Source organism: Providencia sp. UF-183, assembly GCF_058246155.1.
Window position 1 is genome coordinate 99,404 of sequence record NZ_JBSICD010000010.1, and the last position, 12,888, is coordinate 112,291.

The window sequence follows — 12,888 nt, forward strand, 5'->3', positions numbered from 1 at the left end:
TTATTGTCGAATTTATCAATTTAATTGATAAAGTGCATCCAAAAACTCAGGGATAAAGCTACCTGTACCGCGACAGCTCTGTGTTGCCGTTTTTCCTGCTTGTTTCATTAGCGCACAAGCGGTTGCAACATGTTGTAGTCTATCACCAGATAGCCCACAGCTAGCGGCAACCACGGCAGACAGTGCACACCCCGTTCCAACTACGCGAGTCATCAGAATATCGCCACCTTCGACAGCAATTGTGCGTACACCGTCAGTGATATAATCAATTTCACCACTGATGGCGACAATCGTATTCGCTTGTTTGGCCAGTGATTGTGCGGCAGGAAGGGCATCATTTGTGGAGTTTAGGGAGTCTACCCCTCGACCTCCAAGGCTAACTCCTGCTAATGCCATAATTTCCGATGCATTGCCGCGAATTGCCGCAGGTTTAAGGCTAAGGATTTCGTGACAAAAACGGGTACGAAAAGTGAGGGCACCAACGGCAACGGGGTCAAGAACCCAAGGTTTTTCCGCGGTATTAGCACTGTGTATAGCGCGTTTCATTGCTTGTTGCCTATCTGCCGTGAGTGTTCCCACATTGATTAATAAACTGTTTGCTATGGCGGCAAATTGTTCGGCTTCTTCAGGTTCAATGACCATGGCAGGAGAACACCCTAGCGCTAACAGGACATTTGCCGTAAAGGTTTGAACGACATCATTGGTCATGCAGTGAACGAGAGGGGATTGGTCGTGAAGTTGTTGTAATATTTGTGATTTTACAGTGTCGCTGATGTATTCAAATTCGGACATGATCCCCTCATTTAGCGTGATAGAGCATAAAATAGTGAATTGATTTTACACTCTATCCCGTTGAATGAAAGACGCAGTTAATCGCAGAGGTATTTTTCCATCACCATCCCTCCCGCACCTTGTGCGACAATTTCATATGAATCATTGGCGGCATAAATACGTGTTTGAATATGGGGGAAGGCAGCGAGTTTCCCTTCAACGGACTTTTTCGTCATCTCAAAGAAATGATTTTTTGGTGTTAAGGTTCCGCCACAAACCACCACGTCAGCCTGAGTGGTTAAGATGGCATTCGCGATAGCAATTCCATAATAATAGGCAGCTTCTTCAAGGGATTCGAGGCAAATAGGGTCATTTAATGTTAGTGCTTGGAAAATAGTGTGGTAATTAATGTCAGCCTCATTATTAACTAGTTCATTAATGACTGAACTTTTACCTAATCTGAGCTGCTGGATCACACGAGATTTAATCGCAGATAACGAGCTGTATTGCTTTAAGCAGCCAAACGAGCCGCACTCACAGCGTTGCCCATTGATATCAATAGTTGTGTGGCCAAAAGCTTGCGCGGTACTGATCGGCGCTGGCGCGTAGTGATTATTGATGATCGTGCAACTGCGAATGTCTGTATCGCAGGTGGTAAATAAAAATCGTTGGCTATCAGACGTGTAACGTAATCGGTATTCGGCAAAAGCAGCAAAACTGATGCCGCTTCCCAGTAGCACAAAGCACGGCACTTTTTGTGTGATGTAGTCGTAGAGTCCTTTAATGCGCGAGTTATATTGATGATAGGGGAGTTTGTCACGCTCTAAAATATGGTCGATAGCAATGCCGATACCGAGTAGGTTTTCTACACTGAGTTGGTGCTCCGCAAGGAGTGAGTCTACTTTACCAAGCAGGTGGTCAAGCATGTTTTCTGCTGTTTCCAAGTGCTCATATTTGACTTTCACCATCCCTAAAATCTCAAGTTTTAGGTTTTGTAAAACAATGGTGGAATAGATATCACTCATCTCAATGCCAACAAGATAACCATCTGCTGGGTTGATACTGTACAGAATGGGTTTTCGCCCTCCAGTAGACTCCCCTAGCTCTGAGGTTGAAATTAATTGGCATTTACTTAGCTCATCTAGCAATCTTGCACAGGTGGCAGGCTTCATACTCGCGAGCGTAGCGAGCATTTCGGCTCGAATAGGGCCATGTTTGAGGATTAATCGGTAAAGCACTTTCAATTTTTGCGTTTTTGAATTTTTTGAGGTGCGAAATTCATTTAATAATGTATGTAGCAAGCGCCTCACTCCTTTTCGTTCCAACCATTGGGCTTAAGATTAGCAAATCTACGCACAAAGTTCTGCATCATGCGACACATCATACCTAAAAACTTTTTCTTAAAATGAGATTAAGATCGCTGTTCTGTTTTTAAATTGCGCTATGATCGATTTTAACAATCAGTATTCGATTTTAATTTGGAGATAGCCATGCACCAGACAAAAGATATTTTAGAGAGCTTGAAATTTATTCAGTCACGTACGGATATGAAACCAACTGTCGGGATTATTTTAGGCTCTGGATTGGGCCCATTTGCAGATACCCTCGAAAATGCAGTGCATATTCCTTATAGCGAAGTTCCTCATTTTGCTAAGTCTGAGGCTGTTGGTCATGCGAATGAATTAGTGATTGGTACGATCGCGGGCAAAACGGTAGTTGCGATGAAAGGCCGTTTTCACTATTACGAAGGTTTTTCATTAGACCAAGTTACTTTCCCTGTGCGTTTGATGAAAGCACTCGGTGTTGAAAAATTAATTATCACTAACGCCTGTGGTGCAGTAAATACCGATTTCAACCCAGGTGACCTGATGATTATTACCGATCACATTAACCTGACTGCGAATAACCCATTAATGGGGCCTAATAACCCTGAGTTGGGTGTTCGTTTCCTAGATGTGAGCGAGGTTTACAACAAAGAACTACGTCAGACAATCAAAGATGTTGCCTCTGAACAAGGTGTTTCTGTGCGTGAAGGTGTTTATGCATGGTGGACTGGCCCGACGTACGAAACCCCAGCAGAAATTCGCATGATCAGAACATTAGGGGCTGATGCAGTGGGGATGTCGACGGTGCCTGAAGCCTTAGTTGCTCATCACTCGCAAATTAAAACAGTCGGAATTTCCTGTTTAACCAATATGGCATGCGGCATTTTGGAACAACCGTTAAGCCATGATGAAGTGATTGAAACCGCAGAAAAAGTGAAAGCGACATTCTTGAAATTAGTCACTGGTGTGATCGCGCGTTTCTAATTTAAACATTCTTTTTCTCAAAACAAAATAAAGATGCTGTAATTATAGATAGGGTGAATATTGAAATGAAATTTAAAGGTCTGATTTTAGTTTCTTTAGGCGCTTGTAGTTATGGCATTCTTTCAACATTAGTTGTACTGGCTTATCGCGCAGGTTATTCCTTGAATGATGTGATTGGTAGTCAAACAGTACTCGGTGCGATTTTGTTGTGGTTTTTTGTCGTTGTCGGCGCATTAATAAAAAAAGCGCGTTTAGTGTGGCCAACTCGGCAGCAAGGTTTATTGATGTTACTCACGGGGACGACAACAGGGTTAACGGGCTTATTATATTATGCATCGTTACAATATTTGTCCCCAGCATTAGGTGTGGTGCTCTTTCTGCAGTTTACTTGGATGGGTGTCGCAATTAATGCAGTTATAAACCGTCAAATTCCTCCATTGATGACAATTGTTTCTGTGGTGGTCATTTTAATAGGCACCGTACTAGCGACTGGGTTATTAAATAGCCAAGAAATTGTATTTCACTGGGCGGGGGTTTTATTAGGATTATGTGCAGCATTATCCAATGCGATACGGGTTTATGTGAGTGGCGCATTGGCGGTAAAGACCGACCCAATGATGCGTTCCGCGATTATGGTAACGGGAGGGGCTATTTTGACCTCCATTATTGTACCGCCGACATTCTTATTTAGTGCATCAGCGTTCCAATCGTTATTCTTTACTTATGGATTACCTCTGGCTTTCTTTGGTTCGTTCTTCGGTATGTGGATGTTTGCTAAAGGCACCCCCCTTATTGGTACAAGTTTAGCGACCATTGTGAGCTCTATGCAGTTGCCCGTCACTATTTTGCTGTCAGTGACTGTTCTGCAATTACCCCTCGAATTCATTCAGTTTGTTGGTGTCGCCGTCATCTTAATAGGGGTGGCTATCGCTGAGCTGAAAATAAAAATAAACAAATGTAACTCCAAACGGAGCTTCGTATGAACATTAAATCCCGCTTGAAAATCATGCTTTTCCTGCAATATTTTGTTTGGGGAAGTTGGTTAGTTACGCTCGGCTCGTACATGATGAAAACCTTGAGTTTCTCAGGTGCTGAAGTTGGTTTAGTTTATAGCTCAAAAGGTGTTGCGGCTATTTTAATGCCTGGGCTTATCGGAATTATTGCAGATAAATATATTCCAGCGAATCGCTTATATATGATTTGCCACCTGATAGGTGCGGCTGCATTATTCTATGCAGCAACCGTGACCAGCTCATCGGTGATGTTTTGGGTGATGTTGATCAATGCGATGGCATTTATGCCAACAATTGCGCTTTCAAACACGATTAGTTACTCGTCATTGAGCCAATACCAATTGGATTCAGTTAGTAACTTCCCACCAATCCGTGTATTTGGAACCGTTGGGTTTATTATCGCAATGTGGAGCATCAGCTTATTAAAATTCGAACTCAGTAGTATGCAGCTTTATATTGCGGGTGGTTGTTCATTGCTATTAGCAGCATATTCTCTCACACTGCCAAAAATTGAAGTGAATAAAAAAGCCATTTCAAGTAGCTGGATGAGTAAGCTTGGCTTAGATGCGTTAGTGTTATTTAAAAAACCGATAATGGCCGTCTTTTTCTTATTTGCGATGTTACTTGGTGCGGTTTTGCAAATTACCAATACGTTTGGTAACCCATTCTTACACGATTTCGGTCTCAATCCGCTGTATCAAGATAGTTTAGTGGTGCAATACCCGTCTATTTTATTATCTATCTCACAAATGGCTGAAGTCTGCTTTATTTTAGCCATTCCATTTTTCTTAAAACGCTATGGCATTAAAACCGTTATGCTATTAAGTATGTTTGCATGGACATTGCGGTTTGGTTTCTTCGCCTTTGGTGACCCATCAGCGATTGGCTTGATGTTCTTAATCATGTCGATGATTGTGTATGGTTGTGCATTTGATTTCTTTAATATTTCAGGCTCCATTTTTATCGAACGGGAAGTTGATACCCGAATGCGTGCCAGTGCCCAAGGATTATTTATGACCATGGTGAACGGTGTTGGGGCATATTTTGGCGCAATTCTTAGCGGATTGGTTGTCGATTACTATACTGTTGACGGTATTAAAGATTGGCAAATGATTTGGCTGGTCTTCTCGTCTTACACCATTGTTTTAGCCATTATTTTCCAATTTACATTCCATTATAGCCACGATAAAGACGCGGCAATGAAGGAAGCAAAAGCGAACTAAGATTAACTGCTAAAAATCAAGATCAAGCCTAAAAAGAGAAAGCCATTAAGTTGGCTTTTTCTTTTTGGTGCAATTCAACTAAACGTAGTTACGCTTACCCCGTAAAATATGCTCTGTTAGGGTTTCTTCAGCTTGGCTGAAGGCTTTTTCCTTCAGCTGCTCAACAAGTTGCTGATGTTGGCGTGTGGACTCAAAATAATATTCATTGCGGTAAATGGGATCCGGTTGGAAATAAACACGTTGGCGAATATTATCGGCTAAATCTAAAAAGACAGCGTTATCGAGTAATTCTAAAAAGAAGCGATGAAAGCGCTCATCTTCTTTAATCCAACCTTGGTAATTATTTTCCGCAAGTAGGGCTTTTTGCTGTTCAATAATAGCTTCTAAATTGGTGAAATGTTCTTCGGTTAAATAATCACGAACAAGTTTAATCGCATGAGATTCAATGGCTAAACGTAAATCATAATTATCCCGCGTTTCTTTTAAAGACAGTTTTTGAATAAACACCCCTTTGCGGGGAATAATTTTAACCAAACCTTCATTCTGCAACTGGTATAGCGCTTCGCGAATAGGTGTGCGGCTCATTCCAAGCTCTTCAACTAAGCTGTTTTCAGAGGTGTAGCTTTCCTCGCCAAACTGCTTACTGATAATTTTATGTTTAATGGCCGTATAGGCTTGTTGGCTGAGTGGTTTATCTTTCATTAGGATCTTGCGTCAAAAGTAGAAATTTCAGTGAGTATAGAAAGGAATAGACTGGTATACAAGCAAAGCACTAGCTTTATATTGTTTAGAGAACAAGCAAATGTTGATTAATTATTGATAATAATATGAATGATAAACCAGCATCCGTGCCGGCTTTGATTGAGTTAATATAATTCAGGGCGACGGTTTTCCATACAGGGTAGCTTTTGACGTGTTTCAGCGGTGTGTTCAGGTGAAATTTCAGCGAAGAACACCGTTTCATCATAGCCTGCGGAAGCAATTGTTACGCCGAGGGCATCACAAATTAAGCTACGACCAATAAAAATATTGCCAGTTTGGTCGCACGCACAAACAGGAATGGTATTTTCTAAAGCACGGGTTTTTACGAGAGTTTGGTAGTGTTCTTCTTTGAGAGGCCCACTGACCCATGCTGTTGGGACTAAGAGTAAGTCTGCCCCAGCTAACGCTAATTTACGAGCGACTTCAGGGAAACGAAGCTCATAGCACACTAAAATACCAATTTTTCCAAATTCGGTTTCAACAGGCTTCAACTCGTTATGGCTTTGGATAATATTGAGCGATTCTTGGTAAGAAAAAGCGTCATATAAATGGGTTTTTTGGTAGTGATAAATGAGTTCACCTTGGCGGTTTAACATAATGGTGGTGTTAAACGCACGTTTAGGCTCATTTTCAGCCCGCTCATAAATGCCACAAACTACATAAATTCCATACTCTTTTGCTGTTTTAGCCAGTTGGGAAACAAAAGGGCCATCAACATTCTCTGCGACGTCGGCATAACTGATACCACTGTCCGCGGGGACAAACGCCATAAACATTTCAGGTAATAGCACTAAATCCGCGCCACCCTGAGCCGCTTTTTGGATGGCATCACAGGCTTTTTTTAAATTCTGCTCTTTATTCGGGCTACTGGCTAATTGGGCAATTGCAACTTTCATGTCAGCTCCTTATTCGAAATATTTTGCAGCACCTGAGATAGCGGCTAAAGTTTCACCCGCATCAATGCGTTTTTTTACATCAATTTCAGCATGTTGTGCATTAAGTGCGCGTTGGCGATATTCTTGTAATGTCACTTCATCTGCGACTAAAATGCCATCACCATCTGCAATAATTAAATTACCTGGATGGATAGTGACGCCATCGACACTGATTGGCACGTTGATTGCGCCTTCAATGCCTAAGATTCGAGTTGTTAGCGGACTGACTTTGCGGGCAAATACGGGGACGCCAATCTCACGTAATGCTTTAATGTCTGTCACACAACCATCGATAACCGCCCCAGCGATTTTTTTCGCGCGTGCCATATAAGACACCATCTCCCCCCAACAGGCGCGGTCATAATCTCCAGACATATCAATGCAAACTACATCACCTTCCTGAACGATATCAAAAACTTTATGTACTGCTGAAGAGTCCATATGCGGAATGCGTACAGTTACTGCATGACCAATAAACTGATTCTTTTCAATTTGTGGGCGTAGCGTTTTGATAAAACCAAAATCAGTCATATGGCCAATTGTTGAAGGACAAACATCACGGCAGCTTTCGATCACTTCTTGATTAAAACAGGTAACTCGAGGATTTAATGTAAACATAGGGCACCTTTATTCGTTATATTATTTAGAGAGTGTGAGTAAAACTAATTTTGCTCTACAGCAGCCGCAAGAGGCTTGTCAGGTTGAATGAAGAACCAGCAAATAATCGCTAAACTAATAGGTATCACATTGAAAAGTAAGGCGACTGTCCAGCCAAAATGTTGAGCCAGCCAACCACATAAAATTGGGGAGATGACACCACCCAGATTGCCCCACAGGTTCATCCACCCACTTACTGAGCCCGCATATTGGCGTCCTTTATCCGCGGCGATCGCCCAAGATGTCACAACGGGCAGGCCTAAAGAGCCGAGAGCTAGGGTGAGCCATGCGACACTTGCAACGGCGCTTTCCGTTTGCGCTGCGCCACAAATTCCCACGATAAACAGGATAAAACCCGTAATCGCGATGTAGCCCCTTGCGACTAATTGGGAGTAACCTTTATTGAGTAGCCAGTCAGATACTGAACCTGCAGTCAGTACGGCAATACAAATGGCTAACCATGGGAAACTTGCCGCAACACCCATTTGTGTTAATGAAAATCCGCGTGCTTCTTGCAGGTAAGTTGGCAACCAAATCATGAATAACGTGGTCATATAGGCGACAAAAAAGTATTGAAAGCCAACTGCCCAAAACGGACGCTCTTTCATGAACTTACGCCATGGCGCTTTGACATCCTCACCACCATTTTCACTGATTGTTCGACCACTTTGTATAAAGGCGATTTCGCTTTGTGAGATTTTAGGGTGCTGTTCTGGCTTGTTTCGAGCACAGAAGTACCAAATCAACCCAATTAAAATCCCAATGACCCCAAAGATGTAGAAAACGGCGTGCCAGCCGAAAGAAATCATAATAAAAACAGTGAGGGTAGGTGCGATGACAGGGCCAAAATAAGAGCCTGCTAACAAGAAGCTTGCAGCTCTGGCTTTTTCATTTTGGCGGAACCACCAAGTATTAAAAACGGCATTTGAGGGGTATAACGGGGCCTCACCGACACCAAAGAGAAAACGCACGATACATAGCCAGATATAAGTCGGTGCAACCACCGTTAGAATGGTAAATGCAGACCAAACATACAAGCTTATTGTTGCAATTAATCGACTACCAAAGCGTTCCGCTAATATCCCACTAGGGATTTGTGCTAATGCATAACCAAGAGAAAATAGTGCGCCTAAAAAACCAAACTGAACCTTACTCATACCTAGATCGGTCATCATATGTTCCGCAACAATGGAAATGTTGGCGCGATCCATATAGGCAATTAAACCGATAATAAAAAATATTGCTGCTAATCCCCAGCGTAAACGCCCTGGTGAGTCCTTCGCTGTAGGTGCTATCACAGAGTCTTTGTATGACATAGTCTTACCTTTTTTATTGGTCTGTAGAGGTAATTAATTTTATTGTATTTATATTGAATTCAACTTGTATACAAGATGGATGTTAATAACGGGTTATTGTTCTGTCAAAGATCTGTTTTGTTATCTGTGATTGGAATCAAAACATTTGGTGAATTTATGAGCGAGCTCATGTTTTTCAATAACAAAATAGTTAGCTGGAATTAATAACTTATTAATCAATGAGTTACTTTTATTGGTGAGAAGAGGAAATTAGGCACTTATCGCAGTAGCAAGTCGTTAACTCTAGATGTACGCCGGTATTTCTAGAGTTAACATATAAGTTATTTATCAATTTTCTTTTTTTTCACCTCTGTTTGCTCAAGCTGCCTTATGCTTTTTTGTGGCGTTGGTAGATTTTCTGGCATGGTACCGCCAAGCTCTTGAATCGTTTCTCTTACTTTTTGGCCAACTTCAAAGTGAGTTTTATTCGCTTCTGTTTTACTTTGGATATTATCTCGTTTGAGCTTTTCATCTGTTTGAGTTGCTCTAAACAAGTTGGCAGCAAGCTCTGTTGAACCCATATGGTCGAGTATTTTCTGTGATTTTTTTAAACCTTTCTGTTGATGAATACCTTTTTGGTCAAGCCCACCATACAACCCACGATAACCATGATTTTGAAAAACAGCAAAATCAATGCCTGTTGAGACTCCTGCTTGTTGGGCTGTTTCTACAAGAAGTTTATTGTGTTCTTTCAGTTCATTACGTAAAAATAACCGTTTTTCGTCCTCTTTTAATTGTTTAAATGAAGCGTTATCGTTGAGCTCTTGACGCCTTGTTTGCAGTGCAAAATAGGTTTGACCAGCTGCAATGACGGGTTTACTCGGATCGCCATTTTGAACGACAAGGTAGCAGGCGTAACGTGAGAGGGTCATATTTTTGAGCTTTCGTTTAGCACCAGAACCAATTTCGACCATATCGATGATCTCCTCGAAATGGTCTTCAATGGCATGTCTACTTTGCAAACACGCCTCTTTTGCTTTTTCTAAAACAGGAAGGAAATGCCGATATTCCGAATATTCGAGGAGTTTAGACAACTCTCTCGCTGACCAGTATTCATTACCTGAATTATCTGTTTTTCTAATATCTTCAAAAGGTTGTTGCGGTACCATTTTACTCTCCAATTTTTGAGTAAGTGATTTTTTTGGGGAAGAAAGATAGTTTACCGTGGAGATTATTTGAGCGCCTAGGAATTTTCAAGAAATAGCAATATTAAGGCAGCTTATGCGATTTTCATTCCAAAATTAAGGGTTTTTCTACCTATTTCAGGTTATTTGGTGATTTTAGGAAAATAAAAAAAGCCAATTTATACAGAGTATTAATTGGCTTAGTCATGCATTACTGTCAGAGAAGGGATTATTCAATATTCTGAATCTGTTCTCTCATTTGCTCGATTAATACTTTCAGTTCAACAGCAGAAGTCGTCACTTCACTGTTAATCGATTTTGACGCTAACGTATTAGATTCACGGTTAAATTCTTGCATCATAAAGTCAAGGCGGCGGCCATTGGCTTCTTTTTTCTTCAAGATATTACGGGTTTCTTTAACGTGCGCCTCTAATCTATCCAATTCCTCAGCAACATCAACACGTTGGGCAAGCAAAATTAGCTCTTGCTCTAAGCGGTTATTGTCTACTTGAATTTCAGCTTCTTCGAGCTTACTTTGCAGGCGGTCGCGCTGCCATTGCAGAATTTCAGGCATATGTTTACGCACTTTTGCTACTTCAACGAGCACACCATCAAGGCGCTGCTCGATTAAAGCATGCAATGAAGCCCCTTCGGCTTCGCGGCTCTGGATAAAAGCATCGATGGTTTCATCTAAACCGGCCATTAACTGTTCGCTGATGGCATCTAAATCTTGCTCGCCTGCCGACATGACTCCCGGCCAACGTAAAATCTCTAACGGGTTGATTTCACCTTCGTGGCTGTAATTTTTGACCCAATTTGCTGCGCTAATTAATTGGCGCGCTAATTGTTCATTAAGAATTAATTCGCCACGGTTTGCACCGTCTAATTCAAAACGTAGGTTACATTCCACTTTTCCGCGCGTTAAACGTGAACGAAGACGCTCGCGAATAACGGGTTCAAGGCTTCTGAACTGCTCAGGTAAACGGATATACGTTTCTAAATAACGTTGGTTTACGGAACGCAGCTCCCAGGCCGCATTCCCCCATTCACCCTTGATATCACGGCGGGCAAAAGCGGTCATACTACGGATCATAATTCGTTCCTATTATCGATAAGATAATGGGATTATAGCGCTATGAGAGATGACAGGATAGGCATTATCGTTTTAAGGACGTATAATGCGTCCCAATTTGAGTTGATAACGGAGATAACACCATGCGCCCAGCAGATAGACAAGCGGACCAAATGCGCCCGATTACCATCACGCGCAATTATACAAAACACGCAGAAGGCTCTGTTCTTATTGAGTTTGGCGACACCAAGGTGTTATGCAATGCAACGGTAGAAGAGGGGGTTCCTCGTTTCTTAAAAGGCCAAGGCCAAGGTTGGGTAACCGCTGAGTACGGTATGTTACCGCGCGCAACAAATTCACGTAACCAACGTGAAGCTGCGCGTGGTAAGCAAACTGGCCGCACAATGGAAATCCAACGTTTGATTGCGCGTTCTTTACGTGCAGCGGTTGATTTGAAAAAATTGGGTGAATTCACCATCACGTTGGATTGTGATGTTATCCAAGCCGATGGCGGTACACGTACTGCGGCGATTTCAGGCGCATGTGTGGCTCTGGTGGACGCACTGAATAATATGGTTGCTCAGGGGAAAATTGCGAAAAGCCCTCTGAAGTCTATGGTTGCCGCAGTTTCGGTCGGAATTGTGAACCAAGAAGCGCTTTGCGACCTTGAGTACGTTGAGGATTCTGCCGCTGAAACGGACATGAACGTGGTAATGATGGATGATGGCCGCATGATTGAAGTGCAAGGCACGGCAGAAGGCGAACCGTTTAGCCATGAAGAGTTATTAGCTCTACTGGCATTAGCCAAAACAGGGCTTGATACCATTTTTGAAGCTCAGCGAGAAGCGCTGAAATAAATTAATGATTAAATAGGCGGCTGAAAAGTCGCCTTTTTTATGTCTGCAAAATGACAGATAACGCAATCAGCAAAATAACAGATTAAATATATATAATTTTCATCAATGAGGAGAATGACCAATGAAAGCCTATCAGCGCGATTTTATTGAACTTGCCATGAAAAAACAGGTACTGAAATTTGGTGAGTTTACGCTGAAATCAGGTCGCAAAAGCCCTTACTTTTTTAATGCAGGGTTATTTAATACTGGACGTGATCTGGCACTTGTCGGTCGTTTTTATGCACAGGCGCTGCAAGAGAGCGCAATTGAATGTGATGTAATTTTTGGGCCTGCCTATAAAGGTATTCCAATTGCAACCACCATGGCAGTCGCACTGGCTGAACATCATGACATCGATATGCCATATTGCTTTAACCGTAAGGAAGCTAAAGATCATGGTGAGGGTGGTGTATTAGTTGGTAGCCCTCTGCAAGGACGTGTTGTTGTCGTTGATGATGTGATCACAGCAGGTACTGCAATTCGCGAATCGATGGAAATTATTAAGCAGCAAAAAGCGACTCTGAACGGTGTTTTACTGTGCTTAGACCGCCAAGAAAAAGGAAAAGGTGAGATCTCAGCAGTACAAGAGGTTGAGCGTGACTATAGCTGCAAAGTATATTCAATCATTACGATGAGCGATTTGATTACGTACCTTTCTGAACAAGAAGGTATGGAAGCGCACTTAGTGGCGATGAAAGCTTATAGAGAAAAGTACGGTATTTAAAAAAATCCCCTCGCCCAAAAAACGGGCGGGGTGAGTAGTACTAATAA

At 42.1% G+C, this 12,888-nt stretch carries 13 protein-coding genes; 5 read left to right on the top strand and 8 right to left on the bottom strand.

What is annotated here, in order from left to right; genetic code table 11:
• Window positions 1-15: 15 nt before the first annotated feature.
• Together thiM and AC4IFT_RS11510 are read right to left on the bottom strand one after the other, a co-directional pair.
• A complete protein-coding gene (gene thiM / locus AC4IFT_RS11505; RefSeq protein ID WP_490737075.1) occupies window positions 16-792 on the bottom strand; it encodes a hydroxyethylthiazole kinase in 777 nt (258 codons plus the stop codon).
• A gap of 77 nt (window positions 793-869) precedes the next feature.
• Entirely contained in the window at window positions 870-2,072 is a 1,203-nt protein-coding gene (locus tag AC4IFT_RS11510) for an ROK family protein (protein WP_490737073.1), read from the bottom strand.
• A gap of 189 nt (window positions 2,073-2,261) precedes the next feature.
• Between AC4IFT_RS11510 and AC4IFT_RS11515 the strand changes: the two genes are divergently transcribed.
• From AC4IFT_RS11515 to AC4IFT_RS11525, 3 genes are all read left to right on the top strand, one after another.
• Window positions 2,262-3,080, top strand: coding sequence for a purine-nucleoside phosphorylase (locus AC4IFT_RS11515; RefSeq protein WP_490737071.1), 819 nt, complete (start codon window positions 2,262-2,264; stop codon window positions 3,078-3,080).
• Window positions 3,081-3,145: 65 nt separating this feature from the next.
• The gene (locus AC4IFT_RS11520; protein WP_490751379.1) at window positions 3,146-4,063 is read left to right on the top strand and encodes a DMT family transporter; all 918 of its coding nucleotides are present in this window, start codon (window positions 3,146-3,148) and stop codon (window positions 4,061-4,063) included.
• Window positions 4,060-5,316: a nucleoside permease gene (locus AC4IFT_RS11525; RefSeq protein ID WP_490737067.1), complete on the top strand. Its 1,257-nt coding sequence runs from the start codon at window positions 4,060-4,062 to the stop codon at window positions 5,314-5,316. The genes AC4IFT_RS11520 and AC4IFT_RS11525 overlap by 4 nt, the downstream gene beginning before the upstream one ends.
• 78 nt (window positions 5,317-5,394) lie before the next feature.
• On the opposite strand, the gene AC4IFT_RS11530 is transcribed toward AC4IFT_RS11525, so the two are convergent.
• The 6 genes from AC4IFT_RS11530 to AC4IFT_RS11555 all read right to left on the bottom strand — a co-directional run bounded on the left by AC4IFT_RS11530 (window position 5,395) and on the right by AC4IFT_RS11555 (window position 11,242).
• The gene (locus AC4IFT_RS11530) at window positions 5,395-6,018 is read right to left on the bottom strand and encodes a GntR family transcriptional regulator (RefSeq protein WP_490737065.1); all 624 of its coding nucleotides are present in this window, start codon (window positions 6,016-6,018) and stop codon (window positions 5,395-5,397) included.
• A gap of 164 nt (window positions 6,019-6,182) precedes the next feature.
• Window positions 6,183-6,974 (bottom strand): carbon-nitrogen hydrolase family protein, encoded by a 792-nt coding sequence (locus tag AC4IFT_RS11535; protein WP_490737063.1) that lies wholly within the window; start codon window positions 6,972-6,974, stop codon window positions 6,183-6,185.
• Between the two features lie 9 nt (window positions 6,975-6,983).
• Complete coding sequence (locus AC4IFT_RS11540) at window positions 6,984-7,631, bottom strand: RraA family protein (protein ID WP_219245141.1); 648 nt, start codon at window positions 7,629-7,631, stop codon at window positions 6,984-6,986.
• 44 nt (window positions 7,632-7,675) lie between these two features.
• Window positions 7,676-8,986, bottom strand: a complete 1,311-nt coding sequence (locus AC4IFT_RS11545) for an MFS transporter (RefSeq protein ID WP_490737060.1) — start codon at window positions 8,984-8,986, stop codon at window positions 7,676-7,678.
• Between the two features lie 320 nt (window positions 8,987-9,306).
• Window positions 9,307-10,134 carry a DNA damage-inducible protein D gene (dinD, locus tag AC4IFT_RS11550; protein ID WP_490751380.1) on the bottom strand — a complete coding sequence of 276 codons (828 nt, stop codon included), beginning with the start codon at window positions 10,132-10,134 and terminating at the stop codon, window positions 9,307-9,309.
• Between the two features lie 244 nt (window positions 10,135-10,378).
• Window positions 10,379-11,242 (bottom strand): YicC/YloC family endoribonuclease, encoded by an 864-nt coding sequence (locus AC4IFT_RS11555; RefSeq protein ID WP_219245138.1) that lies wholly within the window; start codon window positions 11,240-11,242, stop codon window positions 10,379-10,381.
• Between the two features lie 122 nt (window positions 11,243-11,364).
• Here AC4IFT_RS11555 and rph point away from each other — a divergent pair, with 122 nt between their 5' ends.
• Together rph and pyrE are read left to right on the top strand one after the other, a co-directional pair.
• Complete coding sequence (gene rph / locus AC4IFT_RS11560) at window positions 11,365-12,078, top strand: ribonuclease PH (protein ID WP_219245137.1); 714 nt, start codon at window positions 11,365-11,367, stop codon at window positions 12,076-12,078.
• Window positions 12,079-12,199: 121 nt separating this feature from the next.
• A complete protein-coding gene (pyrE, locus tag AC4IFT_RS11565) occupies window positions 12,200-12,841 on the top strand; it encodes an orotate phosphoribosyltransferase (RefSeq protein WP_490737055.1) in 642 nt (213 codons plus the stop codon).
• The last annotated feature ends 47 nt before the right edge of the window (window positions 12,842-12,888 follow it).